Raw genomic sequence first — 26,967 nt, forward strand, 5'->3', positions numbered from 1 at the left:
AGATTGCGTAATAGGTTGCGTCATCAGTCAATCACCCGTCCTTTGAATGCAAACAGCCCCTGTGGCCGTTTCTGAATAAACAACACGATCAGAACCAGAATGACGATTTTGCCCAGCACCGCGCCGATCTGCGGCTCCAACACTTTGTTGAGAATACCAAGGCTAAATGCAGCCACCACCGTCCCTGCAAGCTGTCCGACGCCGCCCAACACAACGACGAGGAAGGAATCGATGATGTAACCCTGCCCTAGTTCCGGTCCGACGTTGCCCAATTGAGACAGTGCCACACCGCCCAATCCAGCGATGCCAGAGCCGAGACCAAAAGCCAGCATATCGACACGTCCGGTCGGCACGCCGCAGCAATCCGCCATCGCCCGGTTTTGCGTCACCGCCCGCACATTCATGCCGAGCCGTGTTTTATTGAGTAATAGCCAGGTGAGCAGCAGCACGCCGAGGACAAACACAATCACCGCGATGCGGTTATACGGCAGCACCAGATTCGGCAACAAGCGTAGCCCGCCAGACAGCCACGCGGGGTTCGCGACTTCCAGATTTTGCGTGCCGAACAGCATCCGCACCAGTTGGATCAGCATCAGGCTGATACCCCACGTTGCCAGCAACGTTTCCAGCGGACGACCATAGAGATGGCGAATCACCGTGCGCTCCAACGCCATGCCGACTCCCGCGGTGATAAAAAAGGCGACAGGCAGCGCCAGCAGTGGATAATACGTCAGCCAACTGGGTGCAAACTGCTGGCACAGCGACTGCACCAGCCAGGTTGCATACGCGCCCAGCATCAACATTTCACCGTGCGCCATGTTGATAACGCCCAATAACCCGTAGGTGATCGCCAGCCCCAGCGCCGCCAGCAGCAAAATAGAGCCGAGCGATAGCCCGGTAAACGCCTGCCCCAGTAGATCGCCGACGATCAAACTTTGCTTAATCTTATCTAGGCTCTCCTGTGCTGCCGCACGCACGCCGGTATCTGATTCATTCGGTGCCTGCGTCAACGGTTGTAGCAGTCCCTGCATTTGCGGATCGCCGGTCTGCCCTAAGCGTTTGACCGCATCAAGACGCACCAGCGGATCGGCAGCGCTTAGCTGGCGGGTGGCAATAGCGATAGTCAGCGCATCGTGCACCTGTGCGTCTTTTTCTACCTCAAGGCGCTGCACCAATAGCGGCAGTTGTCCCGCACTGCTGTCACCTTGCAATTGCCGCACCGCATTCAGGCGCGTTGCGACGTCATCACTGACTAACTGGTGTGAGGCCAGCGCGGTGGCAATCAGAACGCGCAGGCGGTTATTCATAAACAGTTTTTTGGTCGCACCAGTCGGTTGAACATGCCCTTCCAGCGGCGTTAACGTGCCTTGCACATCCATAAACGGCTGTTGATTCTTATCGAGTACCACCGATTCGTCGCGCAGTGCCTGTAGCAACGGCAAGCGTGCGGGCTCCGGCGCAGCGGCCCACTGTTGCAGTAGCTCTGCTTGCTGCGTGCGGCTGGCAGCAGCGAAATCGGCTGCGGGCCCGGCCTGTGCTAACACAGGAAGCATCAGACACAGCGACAGCACAAACGTAGATAATTGACGATTAATCATCGCAATGTCCGCCATATAAGAGAGGGAATATCTATTCGCACCATTTATTTTTCCTTCTATATCCAGCAGTCTCACCGCCACACTTTTATGCTGGTGCAGTGAGTATTTCGTGCGCTATAACGCCGCTATTCATAGGCAATATCCGTATGAGCGCCCGACGCAGGGCGCTCAGTCGCCGCCGCCCTGCGAACCCAGGCTTCCGGCTAAATTATGCCGCTGCGCGGTGTCATCGGTGTTAACGACCGCTAATCGAGCCGTCAGTGACGCGATCCAGACGCGGCACTGACTTTCGCGGCATCCATGCCGCTCACTCGGCGGTCATACCTACCGATGCATAATTTTTTACGCCGGATAACAAAACGATTAAGACCTGAAACTCAAATTTACTGTGCGGCTTTTATTGGATGATCGGGCTTCTTATCGTTACCGGCGATGTACGGGCTCCACGGTTGCGCGCGAACCGGTTTATCGGTTTGCCAGACCACGTTGAACTGACCGTTTTCCTCGATTTCGCCAATCATCACTGGCTTATGCAGATGGTGGTTGGTGCTATCCATCGTCAGCGTAAAGCCATCCGGAGCGGCAAAGGTTTGACCTGCCATTGCGGCACGCACTTTATCCACGTCCGTGGTGCCCGCTTTCTCTACCGCCTGCGCCCACATGTGAATGCCGACATAGGTGGCTTCCATCGGGTCGTTAGTCACCACCGTGCCTGCGTTAGGCAGGTTTTTCGCTTTGGCATAAGCTTTGTAGGCTTCCACAAAGTCGGCATTGGTTGGGTTATCTACCGACTCAAAGTAGTTCCACGCCGCTAAATGGCCGACCAGCGGTTTGGTATCGATGCCGCGCAGTTCCTCTTCGCCTACCGAGAACGCGACAACCGGCACATCGGTCGCTTTGATGCCCTGATTCGCCAGCTCTTTATAGAATGGGACGTTAGAATCGCCGTTGATGGTAGAAACCACCGCTGTCTTACCGCCCGTCGAGAATTTCTTGATGTTGGAAACGATGGTCTGATAATCGCTGTGGCCGAACGGCGTATAGACTTCTTCGATATCCTTGTCCTGCACGCCTTTCGAATGCAGGAACGCACGCAGGATCTTGTTGGTGGTACGCGGATAGACATAATCGGTACCCAGCAGGAAGAAACGCTTCGCCGCCCCGCCGTCTTCACTCATCAGATATTCCACCGCGGGGATCGCCTGCTGATTCGGTGCCGCACCGGTATAGAACACGTTCGGTGACATCTCTTCACCCTCATACTGCACCGGATAGAACAGCAGCCCGTTTAACTCTTCAAACACGGGCAGCACCGATTTACGCGACACTGATGTCCAGCAGCCGAAGACCACCGCCGCTTTATCCTGCGTTAACAACTGACGCGCCTTTTCAGCAAACAGCGGCCAGTTCGACGCAGGATCGACGACCACCGGCTCCAGTTTTTTACCCAACACGCCGCCTTTAGCGTTGATCTCATCAATGGCCATCAGCGCCACATCTTTTAGCGGCGTTTCCGAAATCGCCATCGTGCCGGACAGCGAATGCATCACCCCGACTTTGATGGTTTCCGTCGCCTGCACGCTCCAGGTCAACCCCATACCAACCACTGTCGCAGAAAGCGCAAAAACTTTTAGCAATGAACGTCTTTTCATTTATTAGCCCTTAAGTCGTGTTGAGTAAGAATGGAATCGTGTGATACGTCTGGTGAAGCAGGTTCCGTAGTAACTGACTGAGGCCGCGCCTGCTGTAGCATGTGCAAGGTGATCTTCCGGACTTCGGCCTTACTGACCGCAATGTGGTCGGTGAGAATGTGCTGCGCCTCCTCGGTGTATTGTTGCAAGATCGCCAGCAAAATCTGGGCGTGTTCTTTATAGGTCGCGTCGATGCGATCCTCACGGGTGAAATCGAGACGGCGAATAATGCGGATTTTCTCCGTCAGTTCGCCGTGAATCCGCGCCATTTCACTGTTGCCCGCCGCCATCACCAGCCCACGGTGAAACCCTTCGTCGTAGCGGGACACGGTCTTTCCATCATCCAGACGCGGTTCCTCAATCCAGAAGCGTTTCAGATCGGCCAATAACTCGGCGCAGCGCCCCGGCGGCATTCCACACAAGCGTCGAATGGCTTCGCGCTCCAGCACAATGCGGAAGTCATACAGTTCCTCGAAATACTCAAAATCAAAGGGGCGAACCTGCCAGCCGCTGCGGAAATAGACTTCGACATACCCTTCCCGCTCCAGCCAGAACAGCGCCTGACGCACCGGCGTGCGGCTAACCGACATCCGCTCGGCAATCTCACTTTCACTGAAGCGATCGCCCGGCATCAGACGAAAGTCGAAAATGTCGTTTTTCAGCGTCTGATACACCCGTTCCGCCAACGCTTCCGGGCGATCTTTGTTATTCTTTTGTGTGCCTGTTCGCATGGTTTTCTCCGCCTCGCCGTTTATTACCTGTCGTCCGTTTTATGCAGACACATACCTTATTCCAGCCATAGCAAAGCATCACCGGGACTGACCGGACGCCCCGGCTGACAGCCGATGCGCTTCACTCGGCCAGACTGCGGCGCGTTAATCGTCAGTTCCATTTTCATCGCTTCGACAATGATCAGCGGCTGTCCGGCCTCAACCTCATCCCCCACCTTCACCAGCACTTTCCAGATATTGCCGTTCATATCTGCACTGACCTGAAAAGCGTCTTCGTCGTTTTCTACGGGGGCAATTAAAACGTCCTCCTGCGGCGTGCTGTCCTCTTCCTGCTGCCACAGCGCCACCTCGGTTTCAAATGCAGAGGCCTGACGCTGGCGAAACGCGGCGATATCGTTGGCTTGTTCGGTCAGAAAACGCGTGTGTTCAGCGAAATCAAATTCGGTTTCTTCGATGTGGATCGCGGCACGTCCTTCGCGAAAATCCTCACGCAGCGACGTCAATTCGGCTTCGCTGACGGGATAAAACCGGACTTGATCGAAGAAATGCAGCAGCCACGGTTCGCCCGCGATGAACTGATCGTTTTTGAGGAACTTGTTCCAGATCGGCAGCGTGCGCCCTACAAGCTGATAGCCGCCCGGCGAATCCATGCCGTAAATGCACATGTACATGCCACCGATACCGACCGTGCCTTCGGCAGTGAAGGTACGCGCCGGATTATATTTGGAGCTAAGCAGACGGTGGCGCGGATCGACCGGCACCGCACAGGGCGCGCCGAGATAAACGTCGCCTAGCCCCAGAATCAGATAGCTGGCATCGAAAATGGTGTCGCGCACGTCATCGCGGCTCGGTAAACCGTTAATGCGCTGAATGAAATCAACATTATTCGGCAGCCAGGGCGCACTGGCGCGTACGGTTTCACGGTAGCGTTCAACCGCACCGAGCGTAGCGCTGTCTTCAAATGCCATTGGTAAATGGACGATGCGCGACGGCACTTTCATCTGGCTGACGTCACCAAGCTGGCTTTCCAGATGCAATAGCACGTCCAGCAGCGCACGCTGACGGAGAACCCGGCTGTCATAGCGCACCTGTAGCGAACGTACGCCAGGCGACAGCTCTTCTATTCCCGCCGTCTCTGAAGCACGGATCGCGATCATCAGCAGATGAATACGCAGCCGCAGCGCCAGATCGAGCACGTTCTCGCCGTACTCGATCAGAACGTAGTTGTCGCCTGCCTGACGATAGACGGCAGTTGGCGTGGTCGCCGTGGCTTGCACGACAGCCAGCACCGTGGCGGAGCCGTGTTCTGTCGTCGCCAACGAGGGAACGTCAAACGCTGGCGTATGCGCCGCACCCAGCGTAGAAATACGGTCAGATTGCGCCTGCTCCAGTGCCAGCGCTTCCTCCGCGCTGATAGGATGGAAACGGATACGGTCACCCGGTTTGACCTGACCGACTTTCCACAGTTCCGCTTTGGCAATGGTGACCGGACAAACAAACCCGCCCAGACTTGGCCCATCTCGCGTGAGGATCACCGGAAAATCACCGGTAAAATTCACCGCGCCGATGGCGTATTCACAGTCGTGAATGTTGGAAGGATGCAAACCGGCCTCACCGCCGTTCTCTCGCGTCCAGCCAGGCTTCGGCCCCACCAGACGCACGCCCAGTCGGTTCGAGTTGTAATGCACCTGCCATTCCGCCGCGAAAAATTCGTCGATGGCGGCGTAGGTAAAGAAATCCGGCGCACCATGCGGGCCATAGAGCACGCCAATGCGCCATTCGTTGCCATACTGCGGAATCAGCGCGATGTCCACGGCCTGCGGGGGGCTCACCGGTGCGGGCGTGGTGCAGGCAGGCAATGCGGGTTGAGAAATCGCCAGCATATCCGCCACGCGCAGCGTTCGTCCGGCGTGTCCACCAAATTCCCCGAGCGCGAACGTCGAGCGGCTGCCGAGATACTGCGGCACATCGATGCCGTTGCGTACCGCCAGATAGGTGCGGCAGCCGGACTGCGCCCGCCCCAGCGTCAGCGTTTGCCCAGCCGTTACCGTAACAGGCTGCCAATAGGGCACGACGTCTCCATCCAGCGTCGCTGGGCAATCAGCTCCCGTCAGCGCAATCACCGCCGTACTGTGGAAGCGCAGCGTCGGCCCTTGCAGCGTAAATTCTAGTCCTGCTGCAATCTCATCGTTACCGACAATCCGATTCGCCAGACGGAACGCGAAATCGTCCATCGGGCCAGATGGCGGCACGCCGATATCCCAATAGCCGAGGCGTCCGGGGTAATCCTGCACGCTGCTCCAGGTGCCGGGCTGGATGACTTCAATCACCGACGCGGACGGCGTAAAGCTGTCGAGCATCCTCGTCCATACCGTTCCGCTACGGAACGCGTCGGTGGTGATAATCTGACGCAGATAATCCAGATTGGTGGCAATACCGTGCAAACGTGTGGCATTCAGCGCCTGCTGCATCTTCTCCAACGCCAGTTCACGGGTTTCTGCGTGAACGATCAGCTTGGCGATCATCGGATCGTAATACGCCGATACCTCGGTGCCAGAGCTTACCCAGCCATCGACCCGCACGCCGTCGGGAAATGCCACTTCGGTCAGCACTCCGGGGCTGGGTTGGAAATTTTTCAGCGGATCTTCCGCATAAATGCGTACTTCAATCGCCGCGCCACGCGGGAGCTGTGCGAGCTGCGCCCAGTCCAGCGGTTCGTCCGCCGCAACGCGCAGCATGCATTCGACCAAATCCAGCCCGGTGACACACTCCGTCACCGGATGCTCAACCTGCAAACGGGTATTCACTTCGAGGAAAAAAAACGCGTCACGCTCGGCGTCGTAGATAAATTCCACCGTTCCCGCGCTGCGATAGCTGACCAGCTCGCCGAGTTTCACCGCCGCAGCCAGCAATGCCGCACGCGTGGTTTCTGGCAAATGCGGTGCGGGCGTTTCTTCCACCACTTTCTGGTTGCGCCGCTGCAATGAGCAATCTCGTTCGCCCAGCGCCACCACACGGCCTTTGCCATCGCCAAAAATCTGTACTTCTACATGACGCGCCCGATCGATACAGCGTTCGAGAAAGACGCCTGCATCGCTGAAAAACTGCTCTCCCAAGCGGCGCACGCTCTCCCACGCAGCTTGCAGCGCGACGGCATCTGCACAGCGCGTCAGACCAATGCCACCGCCGCCAGCGGTACTTTTCAGCATCACTGGATAGCCAATCTCATCTGCTGCAATCAGCGCGTCCTCCAACGAGGCCAACAGCGGCGTTCCCGGTGTCATCGGCACGCCGGCAGCCGCAGCCAGTTCACGGGCGCGGTGCTTCAGGCCAAATTCGCCAATTTGCTGCGCGGTTGGCCCGACAAACGCGATACCCGCCTTTTCACACGCGGCCGCAAACGGCAGGCTTTCGGATAGAAAACCGTAGCCTGGCCAGACAGCCTCTGCTCCCGTCTGCTGCGCCGCCGCCAGAACTTTATCGATGCACAGATAGCTGTCGCTGGCCTTTTCCCCACCAATCGATACGGCAATATCGGCATCTTTCACATGTTGTGCGTTTTTATCCGTGTCGGAATAAATCGCCACGCTGGTAATCCCCAAGCGCTTTAGCGTACGCATCGCGCGGCAGGCGATCTCACCTCGGTTAGCAATCAATACGGTCTTAAACATGAGATGCCTCCTGACGGGCGAGCCAATGACGCCAGCCGCCGAACGCGGTGATATCCGTGGCATCGCTTAACGCAGCCGATTCGCAAATAAAGCCTTTAACCTGTCGCCCGTCGGCTAACGTCAGCGTACCAATCCCCAGCGGGGCCGGAATCTCTGCGACAAACTCACCAAAACGTGCCAGCGGGATGTCCCACAGTTCGACGATGATCGCCGCGCCGTCGGTGCTTTTCGCTAATCCGGGCTTGGCAGGTTGCGTATTCGCCAGCGCATAAAGACGATAGTTTTCCGCGGTGCGCGTCTCTTCTATCCGTACCGCATCACGGTTGGTCAATTGATGGTTGAGCGGCATGCCCGTCAGATGTGCGCCGACAACGGCGAGGCGGACGTGTGAGGTGGAAGGCGGTAAGGCGGCTGGTCCCGCGGGCAGCGCTTTTCCCGTCGCGCCCAGCGTAAGCGCCAGTTGAGCCTGCCAGCGCAGGCCAAAGCTCGCTAACGCACGGTCGTGCCACGCGGGTGCAATCAGCGTGATACCCGCAGGCAAGCCGTCAGCACGGAAAGGCGCAGGCAGCGCCAGCGCCGAAAGATCGGCCAGATTGGTAAAGTTGGTGTAGGTTCCCAACTGGGAATTATTGCGTACTGGCTCCTGCTTCATCGCCTCACGCGTATGGATCGTCGGCGAGGTCGGCACCACTAAGGCATCGAACGAAGCCAGCGTCTGCTGAATCTGGCGCGTCAGTTCAGCCCGCAGGTATTCGGCTTTGAAAGCCTCTACCGCGCTGAAACGCTCACCGCTCGCCACGATACCGTGCACCACCGGATCCATCAGTTCAGGCTGCCGCAGCATATCGCCCACCGCCACCGTGCGTTCCGCCACCCAAGGGCCTTGGTAAAGTTGTTCTGCCAACTGCGTGAATACGCTGAAATCGATAGGATGCAGCGTCGCGCCCGTCGCTTCTAATTCGACCAGCGCGAGCTGCCATGCAGCCTGTGCGACGGCATCATCAAAAAAGGTCGGATCGCTGGGAATGGCGACGCGCGGTTTTTCCGGTAGCAAGGCTGGCGCACTGCCCGGATGGCTGCGTGAATAAGCATCTGTTACATCGTATCCGCCAGCCAGCTCCGCGACGGTAAACGCATCTTCAACCGTCAACGCAAATACGGAGATCGTGTCATTCAGGCGACAGGCTGGCACCACGCCGCTTGCCGATAGCCACCCTTTCGTCGGCTTGAGGCCGACAATATTGTTAAACCCAGCGGGAACACGCCCCGATCCGGCGGTGTCGGTGCCTAATGAAAATCCGACCAGTCCTCGCGCCAGCACCGAGGCCGATCCTGAACTGGAACCACCGCTGATATAGTCCGCATTGAAGGTATTCGGTACTTCACCAAACGGTGAACGCGTGCCCACCAAGCCGGTGGCAAATTGATCGAGGTTGGTTTTGCCGACAACCACCGCGCCTGCCGCTTTTAATTTGGCAACGGCAGTCGCATCCTTGTCGGCCAGATAGGTGAATGCCGGACACGCCGCGCTCGTCGGCCAGCCTGCAACATCAATATTATCTTTAACAGCAAACGGAACGCCGAACAGCGGCAGCGAGTCTGGATTTTCACGATACAGAGGCAGAAGAGCCGCGATCTGCGCCTCAAGCAGCTCAGGTGTCGCCAGCACTATCCACGCTGGATCGTCCATCGAGAAGCTGGCGAGCAGCGCACTTAGCGTCTCGCCAACGCTATCGTCCTGCTGTTGGTAATGCTGTTTCCATTCCTGAAGCGTGAGTCCCGTCATTCTTGGCATAGTGTGAATCCCATCTGGTATACAAGATTGAATTCACTAAAGCGAAAACTATGCCAGTTTTCACTACATTGATTTATATGGAATTAAATGAGTTCATTTGATTATCATGCACAGAAAAGGAACAACCGTGCGCCATCGCGGAGCACGGTTTTAAAAAAGGTTGATCATTGATATACCGATAACGCCTTCTCTCAGGCGATCTTATTCGCCGCCTGCTGCGCCAGAATCGACAGTTCTGTTGCCTTGAAGATATGCGACTGCGACATCGCGTTTTCGGTGCGCTCACGGCAATCACGCAGAAAATCGGGGAAAAAGGCGCGTTCGACGCTGCCTGCGGGGGTAAAACGTTGTTCACCCTTGCCATTCACCAGATAAACGACGTTGCTTTCCCCACGCGTGAGATCGACATATTTCCTGATTTCGATATAGCCTTCCGTTCCCAGAATCGTCAGACGACCGTCGCCCCAGACGCTCAACCCATCCGGCGTAAACCAGTCACAGCGAAAATAGCCCGTGGCCCCATTGTCGCCCAGCAGCATGGCATCGCCAAAATCCTCAAATTCGGGATGGTATGGGTGGTGATAATTCGCCGTCTGGCTAGCTACCACGCACGCATTGGTATTGCCAGTAAAATAGAGAAACTGCTCAATTTGATGGATTCCGATATCACAGAGGATCCCGCCGTACTGACGCTTTTGATAAAACCAGTCAGGCCGCGCACCGCGTTCACGATGTGGACCGACACCAATCGTCTGAATCACCCGCCCGATTTCGCCCCGTTGCACCAGTTCACCAGCAAACAGCGCGCTATCCACATTGATACGTTCATTAAAATACACGGCAAACTTGCGGCCAGTATCCGTAACGCGACGTTGGACGGCATCCAACTGTTCCAACGTGGTCAGCGGCGGTTTGGCTGTGAAAAAATCCTTGCCTGCATCCAGCGTGCGCAGCGCCAATTCGGCTCTGTCACGGGGAATCACTGCACAGGCGATAAGATCGATCGAAGCATCAGCAATCAGCTGTTCCGCAAATGCGGCAAAAGGGACAGAAGGGAAAAGCGAGGTAAATTTTGCCCGATTATTCGGGTCAGATTCAAATACGCCAACCAGCTCAGCACCAGCATCAATGAGCTGCCGGCACATGTCATAAATGTGGTTGTGTGCTAATCCAATCGCCGCAAACCGAATCTTTTTCATTTTCACTTCTGCCGATCTCGCTATGCCGAATCACTACAATATACCCAAAATAATTCGAGTTGCATGACAAAACGCTAGCGTTTTGAACAACGCCAACGCACAAGCAGCTTGAAGTATGACGTGTATAGAGTGGAAACGGGACTAGCTAAAGACAAAAGCCGTACAACGCGTTAGAATTTTTCCTGCTTTTTGACATATCCCTACATTCTTTGCAACGCAACCAAAAAAGATAACCATGAAAAGAAAACGCATTCTGATCCCCCTCCTTATTCTGATCCTGTTCGTGCTCTATCTGAATCGCGATGCGTTGAATCCTTTTGCCCCAGATTGCAAAAAACTGCCAGCGAATCAACCGAAGCCAGAAGAGTGTAAAAAACCATTGAAAGAAGTTGCACCCGGTTTTGAAATTTAAGCTGGTGCTTTAGCGCGGTTTGGGGATATTGAACGGTTCCAGCGCGGGGTTAACCGTCTTGGCAAAATCTTCCCGCCGATGTTTGAGCTTGCTTTTGGCATTGAAGAAACTCACCAACTCCGCAATTCCCATACCGATATGAGCGCCCCGTAATCAACGAGCTGTCTGCAATCGGCATGAGGGTAACGCGCTCGTGGGCCATCCACTTTGTCTGCTGGCTTCTGCATCATAAACGAGATCTTCATGCTGAACGTTGGCGAAACATAAAAACCCAATAGCAAGAAATAAGCGTTAATCCTCAACACGTCAATGGTGGTTCGCTGCCATTGTACCCCGCTCAACCATGCATAGAACGATACAGCCATTACACAATGCGTTTATATAATGTAATGCTGGCCACTATTGATGTGACCAGCATAAGTTGACGCAGTAACCTCAGGCGTTAGTTAGCCAGAGGAACTTCTGGATGCACGCCGAGCCAGCCTGGGGTAGGTTCTCCTTTAGCTTCCCCAACATACAGACTCAGTTGCGCGCGAAAACGTTCTACCGCACCACGGTCGTACATGAAATCAGCAAAAGCCTGAGGACGCGTGTTGCGGTATTCCCAGATATGCTTGTAACCCACTGGCGGCTCAACATCAGTGCGTACTGACCACATACGTGAGACCTGAGTCTGCGTTTGCGGATCCAGTACCCAACTCAAATACAGCTTGGCGCTTTCTGGGTGTTTAGCTTGTTTGAAGATCGCTGCTCGTTGCGCCCAGGAGACAAAAGGGTCGGATTTCGGCAGAACAAAGCGGGTTACAGCATCCGCTGCTGGAACAAGCGCGCCGGAACTGGTAAAGGTCGCGCTGTATTTTCCTGTCGCAATCTCAGCACCGGGTACATTGGTGCCGCGTACGTAGACGGGATACTGCTCCTGCAATTTTTTAACAAAGCCCCAGCCGTATTTGTCCACGGCCAGTTTGTACCAGAACAGCACGGCATCGTCGTCATTAGGATAGGCCAGAATCAAATTACCTCTCAAATTGGGACGAAGGTAGTCATTGACTTCGCGTGGCCAGGATTTTTCATCCAGAAGCTGGGTATTGACCAAATTGCTGAATGCGATGACATAGGCGCCAGTCCAGGCACCATCCGCATCACGAAACTCTGGGTAGATTTTGTCCCAGCCCCGTGCCTTGTAATTCAGCAGCACGCCTTCCTTTTTCCAGCGCGGAAAATTCTGCACCGTTTGCAACTGCACCACATCAGGAATCAGGGTATCGGTCGCCAGTTGGTTATCGATACGGGCATCATGATATTTGCTGTAATCGACAATCACATTCAGTTTCATGCCAGGAAAACGTGTCTCAAATGCATTCTTGAAGCCAGCCTGCTGCGACTGCACGTCACCACCGGCATAGACGGTGACCGTACCACCTTCTCTCAACGCACTCTCATAGATTTGATCCAGCGAACGCGTCTCGATTTCGAGGCCTGCCTGACTTTGTCCGACGCTGAGACCGGCCATCATGGCTAACATCAGCACTGTTTTCTTCAGGTACTTCCCAGTGTATTGCATTGTGATTTCCTTCACTTGATGAATAAAACCCGTGCCGACAAACGACAAATATCAGCCGCTGAAACGGCAACGGTGTGACCAGCGAATCGTGAATACGCGACGCGCAGGATTGGAGCGGCGATGAGATCGCCAAAACAAAGTCGAAATAGAAAACGTATGAACCTTCGTCGTTATATCTTCCGCCCAAAGGTCAATACCCACACTTCCTATGTGGGATTAAGCCGTGAGTTTACAGGATTAAATAAAAATGCATACGATGAAAAAGCGAACGATATAGTTAAAAATATTGAATGGATAAGAGAGGCTATTGTTCTATTCAGGGAGAACTAAATAGTGAGGGGTGGAAATCCAGAGGATGACAGAATGAAACCATTTTTATAATGATTACAGTTAGAATTTTGAACAACGCGAAGCGTTGGCCCGCCAGGGCGAGTATGTGAACGCAGCAACTTACATGTAGCTTGAAATATTGCGGCATATTATTTTTCTGCCAGAGAGCCACCTCACCCATAGCCTCGTTGATGCATCATATTGTATATTAGCGCTTCATCGCCGCGAATCCGTTGCAGTATCAACCCATATAGCTATCTCATCACATTGCGCAGCATTTCTCTCTGGGGGAACCGTGAATTATCCAATTGGGCAGATCAATCACAGCTATCTGGGCTCCAGCGTTTACACCATGCTGCGTGAAGCGTTAATTACCGGCCAACTCAAGCCGGATGACCGCCTGAGGATACGGGAGCTGGCAGCCCAGGTTGGCACCAGCGTAACGCCAGTAAGAGATGCAATCCTGCAATTGGCAAAAGAACAGGCGCTGGTGCTTAAGACGCCGCGAGATATCCGCGTTCCTCAACTGACCGAAGCCCAGTTTATAGAGATCCGTACCTTGCGACTCGCGCTGGAAGGCACGGGAGCCGAACTCGCTGCCGCACACATTACGCCGAAGATGTTGGAGCAGATTGAAGAGAATATTCGCCAAAATCGTCTGGCGATTGACGAGAACAATCTACGCGAAGCACTGCGGTTAAATAGCGAATTTCACCTGTTTCTGGCACAGGCAGCACGTATGCCACTGTTGACGCAGTTTATCGGCAGTTTATGGATGCGCACAGGCCCTTTGATTGCGCAGGCCTATGCACATTTTTCCGTGCAGATGGCGATCGAACATCACGAAGACGTTCTCGCAGCCCTACAACAACATGATGCCAGCGCCGCCCGGCAGGCCATCCAATCTGACATTCTGGACGGCAGCGAAACAATGCTGGCCTTTATTGCCATAGATCAATAGATTGCGGCGTTAAGCTTCCATGAGTCGTGGTAATAAGCCGCGAATCAGCAGTCGGGTCTCTTTTGCCTGGCCAATAAACGCGGGCAGCAGCGCGGTAAAGCCCGGTTCGTCGAGCGATTCTGCGGTGTGCTGAGTGCATAACCGCAGCGTTGAATTCTCATCCAGCGCCAGCCAGCAGCCCTTCATCGCCGCCATTTCAAAGTTGAGCATCAGCATCAGTTGGTACACCGTCGTGCTGACCTCCCCCTGAAATCGCATCATATCACTGTGTAATAGCAGTACGCTGCTGCTGGCGGGGACTTCCAAAACCACCGCCTCCTGCCCATCAGGTTCGCGTAACGCACAGATGCCGTCTTGCAAACCCAGTTGAGTACGGCTGAGCGCACCATAATGGCGTAATAAACGGGTAATGTGCTGTTGTGTTGGTGTCATTCTGTTCTCCTTAATCACAATTAACTTTTCAGTTGCAGCCCTTCTTGCTGTAACTGCTGCAAAGCAGTGGTGGCGGCAGGATTGGCTTTTGCAATCTCACCGCTCAGTTTGTAGCTTTGCGGTACGTTTTGATCCTGTCCGTAGCTGAAGCTAACGCTACCTAGCAGTTTATTCATACTGACGCCCGCACTACTTGAGGCGTTGATGATGACTGCCGGGGTATTGAACCCTTCGCTCTTCTTCACCGTCTGCGAGACATCGATGCTGGCAAGACGTAAATTATTGCCGTCTTTAAACAACGCAATGACATCATCTTTTCCGTGCGTCTTGTTCTGGATACCCTTTTCTATCTTCTCCCGGACTTCGTCTTTCAGTTCCAGACCAACCGTCACCGAGGCTATGTCACTATCCTGCAAGCGGCTCACGATATCCTTCAGCGCGGGGTTGTCCGCAATCAGTTGACTGATACGGTCGGCGTTGCTCGGCGGGAGCGAAGAGAATAAATGGCTACCGATAACCTGAAACAGCCCGTTTTCAGTCAGTTTGCTGAGGTTGGTGTAAGACGTCGTATGCTTAACGCTATCCAGCGTTGCCCCGTCGCGCTGCGCAACATCCTGCCGCACATTCAGCTTTTTAAGACTCAGTAATCCCTGATGTTGATCGTCAGTTTTGGCGGTTTTATTCGTAAAATGCTCAGTCAAAATGGCTAACTGATCGTCCGGTTCCGCGATTTTTTTCACACCGTCAATCAACAACTGGCTGGCCGGATCGTTAAATGCGGAGTTAAGCGTATTGGTCAACGCCTCGATATCCTTTTTCTCCAACGGTTCGGCTTTCTTCATGCCCAGACTAATTGATTGGTTAGTGCGCGAGTCCGCCGCTACATTCACCCCGATACTGGCTGAGGTGAAGAACGGGACGATACCATCCGGCGTGTTTCTGGCCGCTCCGGCACTGATCGTTGCGTTGGCACCCATCGCCGCCTGATTCATGAAGCGCAGGCGGTTATCGGATTCAGTGTAGGTGGTGGATTGTTCACCTTGTGCGACGCTGGATGAACTGGTGCCAGACAGGATATTGGCGCTCGCGGTCAGGCCAACAGAGCCACGTAATGTGGCGCTGGTGGGTGCCGCCCCTTTTTCTGTCAGGTTTATCCCACCGCGCAGTTCCAGCGCGGCATTGCCATCCAGATTGAAGCTGACCGTTTTACCCGCTTTCACGCTGTGCTGCTCTCCTTTATCCAGCAGGGCAAGCGGATTGATCGTACCGCTCGACAGACCGTCAATAAAACCGGGTACATCTTCTTCACTGAGGGTAAAGTTCAAGGCATTTTGCTGCGCCATTTGCAGACTGGCAGATACGCCGAATGAAGCACGGACATCCGGTTCAAAGCTGTGTTTACTGTTGATGTTTTGCGTCATCTGCGCCGAGGTTTTTCCTGTCAGATACTCACTGACGTCATACCCGCCAGAGTAGCTCACTTTCCCGGTAATCCCGCCTGAACGCTCGAAGGCAACATTAATACCGTTTTCACCTCGGGAAAAACTCAGGTTGTAATTTCTTTCGCCACTGATACCGCCACCCGGCACCGGAGGGAAAGGTAGGGGTGTGCCACTGACCACAAACGCCATGGATGCGCCACCGCCATAGGTCCGGTTAAAGGCGATACTTTCGTTACTGTCCAACGACAAAACGGTCGCCTTCATTTTGTCGATCATGTCCGCCTGGCTCGACGCCTGCATCACGGTTTTCGAGGTCACGCTGACGGCATTCTCTTCTTTCTTGAACGCTTTCATAAAGGTTTTAACCGAATCGTAATCCGCTTCCAGCGACTTATGGTTGGTGAATCCCATATCGGTCATTTTCTTCACCGGATTGTCGCCATAGTCCCCCTGCCGTAACGCATTTAGTTCCTTCATCATCGATGCCAACGCCGCGTCATTCGGCGACGTGCCAGATAATGCATCAATGCGATCGGTCAGTTTATGCAAGTCCCCCAGTACCAGGGTATCCAACACCAGCCGCGTTTTTGCCAGCGACAGGGCGTCGCTGTTATCCCGCTGCTGACCAAACGCCTCGCTATTGGGCTTTTGCGCGATTGGCGTTTTGCTGTCTACAAAGGCTTTTATCAGCGTACTGGCGGTACTCGTTTTCGATGACGGATGACTTTCCATCGCCGCCAGCAGCACCGGAGCCAGATCTTTTTCTCTGCCGTGTACGCTGGCCGGTTTGCCTTCCGGGTTCATCACACCGCTATCGTTCACCACCCCCTGCTGCCTGCCGATAAGTAGAGCCGCTTTGGCCGAACTGCTTTCGAGTTCGGTCTGGAACTGTTTTAGCAAGTTCACCAGCGGTTTCCCTTTCTCCCCCAGATCCAGCTTGTCGAGCTTACTCGCCAAATCCATCGTCGTTCCCTGCGGCTGGCTCGTTGTGTCGTCCAGCTTTTTCAGTAGGGCAGCTTGCATGTCGTAAACGGGTTTCAGACCCTCGCGGCCGCTGATTTGATGCTGCACATGATCGGCAAAAGTTTTCAGCGGGCGTGGTACCTCCATAGAGAACGACACAACATGGGCTCTGAGCAAATCTGACAGCTTGCTTTTAACCTGCTGTGATTCTTCACCCGTTTTACCCAGTACCTGAACATCGGTTTTAACCGACACGCCGGTCAACGGTATCTTCATCCCTTTGGTTGCCACATCAAGCCGGCCAAACACCGTTTCTGCGGCACGCGCTTCTGAAGGTAATGGCGTTTCCCCTTTTGGCACTGTCGTTTTCCACTCGCTCCCTTGTTGGGTATGAAGTTCATGGTCGTCATGCGCAACCTGCAAATGATGCTGCGCATCCGTACCCAATGAATTCACTTTGCCTTCTGCTGGCGTCTTCACTGGCTGCCATTGTGCCTTGTCATGGTTCGCGGCATTTTGCCAATCGTCTTTCGGCAGTTGAAAGAGCTGCCCTTCTTTATTCAGAGCGAACAACGTCTGCTGGTGATCCAGCGTGATGTCCTGTATCTCACCGGATAACCCATTTTTAGGCAGCGCCAGCGGTGGCGCGGCGGGCTTATCCGTCCCCGGCTTGATCTGGTGGAAATGCAAATCGCCCTGCTTATCGACGGCAATAAATTTATTGCGGTTGAGCACTGCCATCGCCGAGACACCGTCGTCCTTGGCGATCCCAGGGAGCGCCGTGCCCGCAGACGGCGTCATACGCACCTGCGACAACGCAAAAACGGTGTTGTCGCCGTGCGTAAACGACTCTGATTTCTGATTGATGGACAGCGGTGTGATTTCGCCGTCTTTCAGCGTGTAAGCCTGATTATCCAGCCCGCGTTTTAATTGGCTGGCTTCAACGTTGGACGCTTCCCAGTTTTTGGTATTACCGTTGTAAAAATGGACTTTGCCGTCCTGTAGCCCTATTTGCCCCAGTCGTCCCAGATCTAAGGTGTCTTTCGCTGCGGGTGCCTCCGTCGTCAGACCCAGTTTATTGTCCACCACCAGGCTGTCGCTCAGGTTCCACCCCGGCGTTGGCGACAGCCCATTTTGCCCCAGAGACGCGACATGTTTTTGTCCCTGTCGATCGGTAGCGAGTGCCTGTGTCTGCCCATGTTCATCGTGGGCAAATCCGGTAATACGGTGGTCAATACCCAACGCCGCATTCAGTTTCGACGTGCTGACTGGCGTTAAGGTGGCGTGCTGTTCACCCACTTCAGGCAGCGGTGCGTGATAAAGTTTGCCATCATTATCGGCAATCAGTAGATGCTCAGCGGTTAATCCCACCGCTTTCGCATACACCGGTTCACCCTTTTCCAGTTTGAGGTCCATTGGCTGCGGCGCGGCATCCAGCGAACTCATCAGATGCAGTTGCGTAAGGTGATCCTGTTCGGTCAGTACGGCGGATTGTCCGTTCTGATTGGCTGAGAACGCCGTAATCTTATCGCTGAAGGTCGATGACGCCGTCCCTGACGACAAATTGCTCACCGTGTGGTCATCTTTAACCGCATACAGTTGACCGTCCCCCTGACGGGATAATTGGCTATGCGGAACATCACTGCTTTGCTGCCAGACGCCAAATTCGCTGTTCAACGAAAACAGCTTGCTGTCATGCAGGCGCAATTGCTCACCAGCACCTGAAGCCGAATCGGGCTGTCGATGGATACCGGTTAATAGCTCGTGATTCATCCGTCCAGATAGTGGCACGCTCGTGGCATCACCCGATTTTGTTCGCAGAGAGAGATGTTGCAGCGTGGATTCCAACTGTACGTTACCCCCACCCAACTTACCCGACGGCATCGCGCTGCGGCCGCTGCTGTGAAGTGCAATATGCTGATTTTCATCACTTTGAATAACGAATAGCCGACCTGATTTATCGACTAACGCATGCTGCTGTTCCCCCGCTCGAACCTCCTGATTTTCATGATGGGCAACGAACGGCTGGCTGTTTTTCCCTACGGTCTGCTGCAACAGTGTAGTCAGCGCCTCCGGCAGTGCCTTACCCAGTTGAAGTTGGCCAGACTGATCTATTTTTACGCTGAATTCAGGCGCGGCGTGGCCAGACTGGCGAGTCGAGTGGCTAAGTGACGGGGATAGTTCGCTCTGAAAAAGTAACCGATCGCGGCTGATATCTGTGGTTACAGGGGAATGTTCCGTGATTTCTCCGCGCGGCGAATGAAGCGGCGAGCGAGCCTCATATGGCGTGTAGAACCGCTCGCTGTCGCTGCCAGATTCGTTATGGTGCAGTGAATCGGATGCGGTATGAAAACTATCGTTGTGCTCAAGGTGACGACCAGACAGGCTGCTTTCACGCGAAAGTATCGGCGTATCGCCAAATCGGGAAAGGCTTTGGATCGGCCCGCCTGACGTCAGCGAATCGCGAGACGCGCGCGGTAAACGCTGACTCATACTTCCCGATGAAAATAGCTCTTGCAACGTCTTTGAACGCCCCCCCTGACTCTTCACGTGACCACTGCTGCCCTGCTCCAATTCGGGCGGCTTGTTTTTATCATGTAAACCTTGCTGAATCAGTGATTGCGCACCTTTCTGGCTCGCACTAGTGCTATTGCCCTGCGATAACGATGTTTTCGCTAACGTGGCTGGCGCAATTTCCGAAATAGACAAGCTAGGCTGAGCATGCTGGATTTTCTGCATAACAAGTTCCAAAGGTGATGAAGTGAACATGCCAGTTAAGTGGTCATTTCCTCCCTCCGGTTCCCATCACCTTTCTCTTCCCCGATCGGGAACCACATCACACAGCACCGCACTTAATACGCAACAGACGTAAGCCTGTTAATAACCCATCACTTTTTACTTTTAAGGAGATGTTATGGCTGATATGACGATTACACTCAGCATACAACCCAGTGCAGGCCTGTCATCGACAGGTCTGAACTCCCCACTTTCAGGCAGTAACAGCGGCGCATCACCACGTTCTGAGCAGCAAGATAGTCAGTTGATGGAAGCGCTGGGCACATTGTTAAGTGCCCTTCTGCCCAATCCACAAGGCAATACCTCCTCATCAACAGACAGCAGCCCGCAAGGGCAGACTGGAGCAGGCAATGGGGGGAGTTCAGCGTTAGGGCAAAGCGGTAGCCCTGCCGATATACTGATGAAACTGTTGGAAGCGCTGATTCCAGGCAAAAATAGCCAAGCGGGAAATCCACTCTCTTCTGGTTCGTCAGGCGCAGCAGGTGGTAACAACGGAGCCTCACCGATGAACGGTTCATCCGGTACTGGCAGTGCTGGAAGCGCACAAAATCCAGAAGATCTGAGCCGTTCCCTACTGCAAGATTCGGCAGGCAGCGCGTTAGATAACGCGATCAATCCAACGGCAGACGGTGGTGGCCAACTGAACAGCAACGATCTGTTAAAAGCTCTGCTGGAATTGATCGGTAATCTGATGGATTCACAGAAAGGTGAATTCGGCCAGCCGCAAGGTAACACCTCGTCACAAGGCGGCGGATCGCCGTCAGTGGGTGCGCCGTCCTCATCCGGTGGTGGCGGTGGTTCACCTGCCGCACCATCTTCCCCCTCTTCGCCCGTTGGCGGTAGCGGCGGTGCAGCACCTGCTCCACTAACGGCCACACCATCTGGCGTTGGGGGTGGTTCGGCAGCATCACCGACGACATCAACCGCAGGTGCTGGCTCGGTTGCTTTCCCAACAGCCAGCGATGATGCCACAGTGGTAAATGAAACCATTAAAGTTGGCCCCGGCGAAACCTTTGACGGCGGAGGTAAAACCTTTACCGCTGGTAGTAAATTAGGTGACGGCGGTCAGGCTGAAGGTCAGAAGCCAGTATTTGAACTGGCTCCGGGCGCAACACTGAAAAACGTGGTGTTTGGTGACAATGCGGCAGACGGCGTACACGTTCGCGGCGATGCCAAAATTGATAACGTGCATTGGACCAACGTCGGTGAAGATGCACTGACGGTGAAATCAAACAGCGGTAAACCTGCCAACGTGGAAATTACCAACAGTAGCGCTCAAGGCGCATCTGATAAGATTTTCCAGTTGAATGCTGATGCCAACCTGACTATCGATAACTTCAAAGCGAAAGATTTCGGCACGTTCGTGCGCACCAACGGTGGACAACAGGGCGACTGGAATTTGAACCTAAGTAACATTGACGCAGAAAACGGCAAGTTCTCGTTCGTGAAAAGCGACAGTGAAGGATTGAACGTCAAAGGTAACAATATCAACCTGACGAACGTTAATAATCACTACAAAGTGCCAGACTCCGCCAATTTGCAGGTAAATTAAGATGCCAAACACAATGACATTCCCCGCACCAACACGCTGGGCAGATCTTGCCAGACAAGGTGGATACATTACGCCTGCTCAGCGTGAATCATTCACCCAAGCTATTTATCTCGTGAGAACACAGTTGAACACGGTACTTAACCAATCCGGATCGCGGCGACGGGGTGAGTTCGAGTTCGATAGCTTTGTGGATTCGCTGGAGCAGGATTTCTTGCATCAGGCCGATATCCATACGGAAAATGGGCTACATAGCGACGTGGCGCAGACCGCATTCTGGATCGCCCGCCTAATCGCCGATCGCTGTATTGCGGTGCGTCAGATGTAATAGTTGCGCCATACCACACTAGGGAAAAGCCAGCCAGGGGGCCTGTGCTGGCTTTCTCAGCGTTTGCGTTGACAAATATCAGGCATAAATCATTCTTTCCTATCAACAGGTGCCAGAGATCAAGATAGGCAATTAATCGCCACAGCGCCGGACGCACTTCCGCCTGATAGCGCGTGCGCCGGAATCCGGTACCGCCCTGCGTGAACCCACTGATAATCCCGCTGACCCGACGCTTTAGCTCACCTTCATACCAAATCATCAGCTCGCACGGCTGGTCGAGCACCGCGCCGCGCTCGCCAGACTCAGTGACAGGCTGAAAGGCCGGTTCAGCCCCTCATCCAGCCTGAAATCCACCACCGCAAAGGTGCCTGCCGCCAGCGCGCCAACCTTTACGGTGAACTGTAATCCTGTACTGTTTGCCATCGGCCTCTCCTTGTTTACGTTAATAAAATACGGCGTTGATAAGGCTCCATATTGGCTAAAACGCGCTGAGGTGGAATGCGTAAAAAGTTTACGTTAAGCAAAAATTCGGTCGATGGAGATTAAGAAGGTCGCAGGATTGAAGTGGTGTGAAGAGTCATAAAACGTTCCATGTGGCATCCTTGACGCTATTCCTGTTGAGAAAGTACGCATAAAGAATAACAAGATGCTCACAGAGCTAATAGCACAAAGAAAGGACAAAACCTGAGTAAACCAATTGATTTTAATCGAAATAATTTCATTAACACGAATAACAAGAAAGCAGAGCTTCCGCCCTGCTCCCGGTAGTTTTTCGTTTTAGCTGGCGAGCTTTTGCAGCCCCATATTGACGATACGGTCACCGATCATCGCCGCATCAATACCCAGAGAAGCCCCGCCGTTACCACGAGCATTCAGGTTGGTATTGCCGGTATCACCCGCTACCGCGCTCTTGATCATGCCGACAGCCTTCATGAATTTATCCATGCTGCCTTTGGTCATGCCATCGTCATCTGGCTTGCTCAGCGCTTTGGCCCAGGACTTGTCATCTTGCTTCGCCGTCTGCCAGTTATCTTTCTGGTATTCCGGCTTGCCGAAGACTTCAGGATATTGATCCATAAACTGACCAATCTCTTTCGCCATTCCCCGATCTTCCTTATCCACGAAGTAACGGGTCGGGCTGTCATTGTGCGTGCTGATGTTGTTTAGCTCCTGCAAACCAGCTTTTTGCCCAACCCCCATCCCTAACGTGCTACCCAGTTGGTTGAACGCCCCTGCGCCGCTCAAGCCTTGCAGACCGTTGTTACCCAATTGTAGCGGTGAATGCTGTCCCTTTGCCTGACTCAGGCCGTTGCCCAAAATCGCGGACAACGTATCGTTAACGCCCTGGGTATACGCCGAAATTTCCGGTGATGCAGGCTGTTTATTGCCAAACAGGCCCCCCTGTTGTTGTGACATACCGCCACCCAGCAGATCCTCCAACGCACTAAACAGCAGGCTGCCCATCATTGCTGATGGATTCATGGCATTCATACCGGCACCTAGCGCACCGCCTAAACCACCGCCGAGCGCACCGCCCAATCCACTGCCAAGGCTACTGCCGAGACCACCAGCCAAACCACCACCAAGGCCTTGCCCCAGCAGGCCGCCACCTAATCCGCCCAGGCTACTTCCCAAACCACCGAGCGCACCGCCCAAACCGCCCCCCATACCACCGAGACCACCGAGACCACCGCCCATCATGCTGCCCATGAACATCATGGTCGTCATGATATCGGACAACTGTTCTGCAATATTGCTACGCTGGCCACCCAACCCCAACTGCGAGGGCGCTCCGCCATTTTGTGAAGACTGAGATTGAAATAAATCGCCGTTACCGCCCGCTTTGATCGTGATTTGCAAAGAAGTACCGCCACCAAGAGAATTAAGCATAATGTTTCCTCAATGAGTAAATAGGTTATGAAAGCGCCAATGGATGTGCGGTCAGCCCGCGTAATTGTGACACTCCCCCATTAAGTGATTTTCTGGCCTATACGGTTCCAGTTGCCTGCACGAAAACGCATGACTTTTTCACATCTCAGCACCGCGGCAGATCGGCTAAATGCCACAGTTCGTCGATCGCCGCAGCCGAGTCGGTCAATGTAGGTAACGCGCGGCGTAACCGCAGATTTTGCCGTTCATCCAGGCTCAGGCTACATGCAGACAATGCATCGGCATCGAGAAAACGGCGGTGTAACATTTGCCGCAGCATACCGGGATAATATCGGGCGGGAGCTAAAATTAAGATGAGTGCAGCCTGCTGCGCCGACACTGCCGTAAACCACAGGGTGACGGCCGGTTGTACTGGCCAATAGGCCGTCGGAGTGGTTTCCAGCGCCGAGAGAAAGTCATGCTGATTGTCGAATACTTCCGCTGACTCACTCATCCACGCTAACCTTACTGTAATCCGCTGGTCCGCTGCGCAGATCGGGCTGCCACCAGATGATGAGCTGTCGCGTTTCAGGCTGTGGGCGACAGGTAACAGAAGCACAGTTGGCTACCTGCCGCGGAGCATTGCAGGCACTTAATAGGAGTGTTATCAGCGCCACTAACAGTGCTTTATCGTTCATAAGAATGTCCTGTAGTTATTGATGATGTAATTTGAAACAATCATGAGGATGAGTGAGTTGATGAACCGATTTATGCTGCCTCATATGCCCCTCTCAGCCTTTACCCGCGAGAGGATTGGAAGGGCGTTAACATTCCCAGACTTGTCAACAGACAGAGAGAACGCTACTGAGATATCAGCACGTTACGTCGGGTTGATTGAGGCGTTAGCGCGGGTTGCAAAGCCAGAAACACCTCGCTGGATTCCCCTGGTGCCAGCGTTGTTTTCGGCCACACGGCCACCGCCAACGTGCGGCTACTGGCACAGGCAGCTTCATCAAAACGCTGCGGCTGCGTCCCTCCGTTACGTACTACGCCGACGCTCAGCCGCACCTGGCCGTTGCCGTACCACTGATAGCGCGAGCTGTCATAGACCAGGCCCGACTGTGAGCGGCACACCTCTCCCAGTCGCGCACCTTTGCTGTCTGCCTGAAACCCGGCAGGAAGCTGGCGACTGGCGAGATCGCGAAACGCGCCTTCAATCAGGCTATAGAGATCCGTTTTACCGTTGCGTTGCGCCACGCGGTTCATGGCACCATTCAACTGCTGGCGATTTACGGAAGAAACATAGCGCGTAGGATCGGTTTGATCGCCCACAAGGTGAGGCGTAAGGATAAAAAGGCGCTCGCGGCGAGAGACTTCATGACGCGTTGAGGTAAACAGTTTCCCGAGCAGCGGGATATCGCCGAGGATCGGAATGCGGCGATCGCGGTCACCGCTCTCCTCGACGTGAAAACCACCCAACACCAGCGCGCGATTCTCACCAATCAATGCTTGTGTACTGACGGTGCCCCGTTTCACACCAGAGGCTTCCCCCTCACGCCCTGTCTCGACCTGACCGTCTTCAATATCGATAACCAATTGGATACTGCGCTGTGCGCCTTCACCGATCACCCGCGGCGTCACTTGCAGGCTGGTGCCAGCCGTCACCGGCTGAATGTCCGCGACGCGCTCACCAGTGGCTCTGATGAACGCCGTCCGGCTGAAATCGACAATCGCGGGCTGATTCTCCAGCGTCAACACGGAAGGATTGGCGACAATGGAAGCGGTCCCTTCCCCCTCCAGCGCCTGAATGTCGGCGAAAAAGCGTTTGAAATCGCTGACAAACAGCGTACTTCGCCCCATCATCATCGTGCTGCCTGCGCTCACATTGCCGAGCTGCGCCTGCCAGTTCGCTTCCAGCCGCGACAGCGCAGTACGATCCACATCCAGAATAATGGCATCAATGTTGACCAGATTTTGCGGTACATCGATATGCTCGACGAGTTGCTGATACTCAGCCCGGCGTTTTTCATCATCCCGAATCAACAGCGCGTTATTGCGTACATCAGCGGAAATCTTGCCGCTTAAGGTCGTGCGACCTGACGCCTCACCGCTACGCCCCGGACTATTGCGGGTTGCCAGCCGGGTCATTAGTGAACGCGTACTGTCCCGCATGGCTTCCATGCCCGTATCCGGTTGTACCGGCATCGGGCCTGATGCACCCGCCGGGGCTGCACGCTGACCGTCCATCAGCTCATTGAGAATGGTCGCAACACCGGGAATCGTAACTTTTTGATCGCGGTATTGCAGCGTCCGGTCGGATACGGAGGCATAGCGAAGCGGGAAAATCATCACTTTACGTCGTTCGTCCTGCTTTTCCCGCTGCTGACTAAAATTACGGATCAGATCGATATACGCCTGCGGCCCGGTGACCAGCACCACGCCCTCTTCAGGTAATTCTCCCCAGCCGAAGCGCGAGTCGAGTAGCCCGATACCGCTGAGTGCCTGTTTGATGTCAGGCGCGGCATCCGGTGAGATCTCCAGACGCACCGATGCCTGTTCATCCTGCGGGCTGACATACAATGCGTTGTTATATACAAACCACTGAAAGCGGTGCTCCAGCGCCAGTCTGTCGAGAAACAGTGTGGGGTTGTCCGCCCGAATTTTCGCCGTCACCTCGTTGTCAACAATATTGCCTAATACCAAATCCACGCCGTGGCTGTTGGCAAAATCCGTCAACATTGCCGACAGCGGCGTCTGCTCGGCAGAATACGCATACGCGCCCTTATTCCAGTCGGCTGGCGTGGCGGCATGTGCCAGCGAAATCATCCCGTTCACGGGGATAATCCCCATCAGCACTACCGCCCAGCAAAACCAGCGATAGATCACCAGCAAAATGCTATAAGATCCATTACGCATCAATCCCTTACGCATGTCGTTCTCCTTGCAAAAAAGCCAGCGTGTTTAGATTAAGTGGGGCGGAAACGGGTACTTTTGCGCGCGGCATGAGCAGGCTCAGCCAGACGTCCCGCTGATTAAGTAGGGTTTCCAGGTTGCGACACAGTTGCATGACGTCATCGGCATCGGGTCGCATCCATAGCCAGAACTGCTCATCCTGCGGTGAAAGCGAAAGTACGGCGGTATCGTCCTGAAACTGCGCGTGGGCGGCGTCGGCCAACTGTAATGCTCGTTTCAACATCAGCTCATCCGGCAGCGCAGGCAGCGGAATGGCTGCGCTGCATGCCACGCCCGATAACTGGCGCACCATCGTCACCGCGCCCCCGTCAATCTCCAGTTTCAGCGTCGACGCCCCACCGTTTAACCAATGTTCCAACATCACGGCCAACTCAGTTGAAGTCATTAATGATGGCCTTTGCCAAGCCGTGTTTAACGCTCAGCAGTTGTCCGACCGCCCAGCTAGCATTGGAATAATCCATACTGGCTTCAAAAAAGGCGTAACTATCCGCCTGACTGGCCCCGCCTTCGGCAACATTCAGCGCAATATCATCCAGTTGTTGCTGCGAATCGACCAGGTGCGCATCAAGGCGGCGCTGAATGGGGTTAAGGGACATAGCACGTTCTCCTCATAAGGTATTTTTCTCACAAAACAGGTTTCGGTCGCTGACCTGATAATGAGTG

The 26,967-nt window shown here is 54.3% G+C and carries 20 protein-coding genes and 1 pseudogene; 4 read left to right on the forward strand and 17 right to left on the reverse strand.

From position 1 onward, the window contains the following. Positions 1-23: 23 nt before the first annotated feature. The 6 genes from urtB to KP22_RS05450 all read right to left on the reverse strand — a co-directional run bounded on the left by urtB (position 24) and on the right by KP22_RS05450 (position 10,685). Positions 24-1,613 carry an urea ABC transporter permease subunit UrtB gene (gene urtB / locus KP22_RS05425; RefSeq protein ID WP_052012475.1) on the reverse strand — a complete coding sequence of 530 codons (1,590 nt, stop codon included), beginning with the start codon at positions 1,611-1,613 and terminating at the stop codon, positions 24-26. A gap of 368 nt (positions 1,614-1,981) precedes the next feature. Continuing rightward, a complete protein-coding gene (gene urtA / locus KP22_RS05430; RefSeq protein WP_039322890.1) occupies positions 1,982-3,250 on the reverse strand; it encodes an urea ABC transporter substrate-binding protein in 1,269 nt (422 codons plus the stop codon). Beyond that, on the reverse strand, positions 3,247-4,020 hold the full coding sequence (locus KP22_RS05435) for a GntR family transcriptional regulator (RefSeq protein ID WP_039322895.1): 774 nt from the start codon (positions 4,018-4,020) through the stop codon (positions 3,247-3,249). The genes urtA and KP22_RS05435 overlap by 4 nt, the downstream gene beginning before the upstream one ends. Positions 4,021-4,076: 56 nt before the next feature. After that, a complete protein-coding gene (gene uca, locus KP22_RS05440; protein ID WP_039322897.1) occupies positions 4,077-7,691 on the reverse strand; it encodes an urea carboxylase in 3,615 nt (1,204 codons plus the stop codon). Next, a complete protein-coding gene (atzF, locus tag KP22_RS05445; RefSeq protein ID WP_039322900.1) occupies positions 7,684-9,486 on the reverse strand; it encodes an allophanate hydrolase in 1,803 nt (600 codons plus the stop codon). Before atzF ends, uca begins: the two co-directional genes overlap by 8 nt. Positions 9,487-9,677: 191 nt before the next feature. Beyond that, positions 9,678-10,685, reverse strand: a complete 1,008-nt coding sequence (locus tag KP22_RS05450) for a Gfo/Idh/MocA family protein (protein ID WP_039322903.1) — start codon at positions 10,683-10,685, stop codon at positions 9,678-9,680. Positions 10,686-10,920: 235 nt separating this feature from the next. Between KP22_RS05450 and KP22_RS22525 the strand changes: the two genes are divergently transcribed. Further along, on the forward strand, positions 10,921-11,097 hold the full coding sequence (locus KP22_RS22525) for a hypothetical protein (RefSeq protein ID WP_167333796.1): 177 nt from the start codon (positions 10,921-10,923) through the stop codon (positions 11,095-11,097). A gap of 9 nt (positions 11,098-11,106) precedes the next feature. Here the strand turns inward: KP22_RS22525 and KP22_RS22870 are convergent, their stop codons facing one another. Both KP22_RS22870 and KP22_RS05455 read right to left on the reverse strand, forming a co-directional pair. Continuing rightward, entirely contained in the window at positions 11,107-11,229 is a 123-nt protein-coding gene (locus KP22_RS22870) for a hypothetical protein (RefSeq protein ID WP_269321018.1), read from the reverse strand. 310 nt (positions 11,230-11,539) lie between these two features. After that, a complete protein-coding gene (locus tag KP22_RS05455) occupies positions 11,540-12,661 on the reverse strand; it encodes an ABC transporter substrate-binding protein (RefSeq protein WP_039322906.1) in 1,122 nt (373 codons plus the stop codon). Between the two features lie 625 nt (positions 12,662-13,286). On the opposite strand from KP22_RS05455, the gene KP22_RS05460 reads away from it, so the two are divergent. Then, positions 13,287-13,952 carry a GntR family transcriptional regulator gene (locus KP22_RS05460; RefSeq protein ID WP_039322909.1) on the forward strand — a complete coding sequence of 222 codons (666 nt, stop codon included), beginning with the start codon at positions 13,287-13,289 and terminating at the stop codon, positions 13,950-13,952. A 9-nt stretch (positions 13,953-13,961) separates the two neighbouring features. On the opposite strand, the gene KP22_RS05465 is transcribed toward KP22_RS05460, so the two are convergent. Beyond that, positions 13,962-14,384, reverse strand: coding sequence for a type III secretion system chaperone (locus KP22_RS05465; protein ID WP_039299640.1), 423 nt, complete (start codon positions 14,382-14,384; stop codon positions 13,962-13,964). 20 nt (positions 14,385-14,404) lie between these two features. After that, positions 14,405-19,528 (reverse strand): AvrE-family type 3 secretion system effector, encoded by a 5,124-nt coding sequence (locus KP22_RS05470; RefSeq protein ID WP_039322912.1) that lies wholly within the window; start codon positions 19,526-19,528, stop codon positions 14,405-14,407. Between the two features lie 175 nt (positions 19,529-19,703). Between KP22_RS05470 and KP22_RS05475 the strand changes: the two genes are divergently transcribed. After that, positions 19,704-21,137 carry a pectate lyase gene (locus KP22_RS05475; protein WP_039322915.1) on the forward strand — a complete coding sequence of 478 codons (1,434 nt, stop codon included), beginning with the start codon at positions 19,704-19,706 and terminating at the stop codon, positions 21,135-21,137. 1 nt (position 21,138) lies between these two features. Further along, positions 21,139-21,462: a hypothetical protein gene (locus KP22_RS05480; protein ID WP_039299632.1), complete on the forward strand. Its 324-nt coding sequence runs from the start codon at positions 21,139-21,141 to the stop codon at positions 21,460-21,462. 133 nt (positions 21,463-21,595) lie between these two features. On the opposite strand, the pseudogene KP22_RS21515 reads toward KP22_RS05480, so the two are convergent. The 7 genes and pseudogenes from KP22_RS21515 to KP22_RS05510 form a co-directional block, all read right to left on the reverse strand. Further along, positions 21,596-21,885, reverse strand: a pseudogene (locus KP22_RS21515) (contractile injection system protein, VgrG/Pvc8 family); the annotation flags it as partial. A gap of 354 nt (positions 21,886-22,239) precedes the next feature. Next, positions 22,240-23,352 (reverse strand): type III secretion protein HrpN, encoded by a 1,113-nt coding sequence (locus tag KP22_RS05485; RefSeq protein ID WP_039299630.1) that lies wholly within the window; start codon positions 23,350-23,352, stop codon positions 22,240-22,242. Positions 23,353-23,497: 145 nt separating this feature from the next. Next, a complete protein-coding gene (locus tag KP22_RS05490; protein ID WP_039299627.1) occupies positions 23,498-23,845 on the reverse strand; it encodes a hypothetical protein in 348 nt (115 codons plus the stop codon). Next, positions 23,838-24,029, reverse strand: coding sequence for an HrpT family type III secretion system protein (gene hrpT / locus KP22_RS05495; RefSeq protein ID WP_039299625.1), 192 nt, complete (start codon positions 24,027-24,029; stop codon positions 23,838-23,840). The genes KP22_RS05490 and hrpT overlap by 8 nt, the downstream gene beginning before the upstream one ends. Before the next feature lie 163 nt (positions 24,030-24,192). Beyond that, on the reverse strand, positions 24,193-26,262 hold the full coding sequence (gene sctC / locus KP22_RS05500; protein WP_039299623.1) for a type III secretion system outer membrane ring subunit SctC: 2,070 nt from the start codon (positions 26,260-26,262) through the stop codon (positions 24,193-24,195). Continuing rightward, entirely contained in the window at positions 26,255-26,689 is a 435-nt protein-coding gene (locus tag KP22_RS05505) for a type III secretion system chaperone (RefSeq protein WP_039322918.1), read from the reverse strand. Before KP22_RS05505 ends, sctC begins: the two co-directional genes overlap by 8 nt. After that, entirely contained in the window at positions 26,676-26,900 is a 225-nt protein-coding gene (locus KP22_RS05510) for a type III secretion protein HrpF (protein WP_009112566.1), read from the reverse strand. Before KP22_RS05510 ends, KP22_RS05505 begins: the two co-directional genes overlap by 14 nt. Positions 26,901-26,967: the final 67 nt, after the last annotated feature.

This window comes from Pectobacterium betavasculorum (assembly GCF_000749845.1).
In the GTDB taxonomy this organism is placed as follows: domain Bacteria; phylum Pseudomonadota; class Gammaproteobacteria; order Enterobacterales; family Enterobacteriaceae; genus Pectobacterium; species Pectobacterium betavasculorum.

Excerpts from the sequence above, each read along its gene's own strand:
- urtA (WP_039322890.1), bottom strand. The coding sequence starts at position 3,250 with ATGAAAAGACGTTCATTGCTAAAAGTTTTTGCGCTTTCTGCGACAGTG.
- sctC (WP_039299623.1), bottom strand. The coding sequence starts at position 26,262 with ATGCGTAAGGGATTGATGCGTAATGGATCTTATAGCATTTTGCTGGTG.
- uca (WP_039322897.1), bottom strand. The coding sequence starts at position 7,691 with ATGTTTAAGACCGTATTGATTGCTAACCGAGGTGAGATCGCCTGCCGC.
- KP22_RS05450 (WP_039322903.1), bottom strand. The coding sequence starts at position 10,685 with ATGAAAAAGATTCGGTTTGCGGCGATTGGATTAGCACACAACCACATT.
- KP22_RS05435 (WP_039322895.1), bottom strand. The coding sequence starts at position 4,020 with ATGCGAACAGGCACACAAAAGAATAACAAAGATCGCCCGGAAGCGTTG.
- KP22_RS05455 (WP_039322906.1), bottom strand. The coding sequence starts at position 12,661 with ATGCAATACACTGGGAAGTACCTGAAGAAAACAGTGCTGATGTTAGCC.
- KP22_RS22870 (WP_269321018.1), bottom strand. The coding sequence starts at position 11,229 with ATGGGAATTGCGGAGTTGGTGAGTTTCTTCAATGCCAAAAGCAAGCTC.
- urtB (WP_052012475.1), bottom strand. The coding sequence starts at position 1,613 with ATGGCGGACATTGCGATGATTAATCGTCAATTATCTACGTTTGTGCTG.
- KP22_RS05475 (WP_039322915.1), top strand. The coding sequence starts at position 19,704 with ATGGCTGATATGACGATTACACTCAGCATACAACCCAGTGCAGGCCTG.
- KP22_RS05465 (WP_039299640.1), bottom strand. The coding sequence starts at position 14,384 with ATGACACCAACACAACAGCACATTACCCGTTTATTACGCCATTATGGT.
- KP22_RS05485 (WP_039299630.1), bottom strand. The coding sequence starts at position 23,352 with ATGCTTAATTCTCTTGGTGGCGGTACTTCTTTGCAAATCACGATCAAA.
- KP22_RS05480 (WP_039299632.1), top strand. The coding sequence starts at position 21,139 with ATGCCAAACACAATGACATTCCCCGCACCAACACGCTGGGCAGATCTT.
- KP22_RS05510 (WP_009112566.1), bottom strand. The coding sequence starts at position 26,900 with ATGTCCCTTAACCCCATTCAGCGCCGCCTTGATGCGCACCTGGTCGAT.
- KP22_RS05470 (WP_039322912.1), bottom strand. The coding sequence starts at position 19,528 with ATGCAGAAAATCCAGCATGCTCAGCCTAGCTTGTCTATTTCGGAAATT.
- KP22_RS05505 (WP_039322918.1), bottom strand. The coding sequence starts at position 26,689 with ATGACTTCAACTGAGTTGGCCGTGATGTTGGAACATTGGTTAAACGGT.
- hrpT (WP_039299625.1), bottom strand. The coding sequence starts at position 24,029 with ATGAACGATAAAGCACTGTTAGTGGCGCTGATAACACTCCTATTAAGT.
- KP22_RS05490 (WP_039299627.1), bottom strand. The coding sequence starts at position 23,845 with ATGAGTGAGTCAGCGGAAGTATTCGACAATCAGCATGACTTTCTCTCG.
- atzF (WP_039322900.1), bottom strand. The coding sequence starts at position 9,486 with ATGCCAAGAATGACGGGACTCACGCTTCAGGAATGGAAACAGCATTAC.
- KP22_RS22525 (WP_167333796.1), top strand. The coding sequence starts at position 10,921 with ATGAAAAGAAAACGCATTCTGATCCCCCTCCTTATTCTGATCCTGTTC.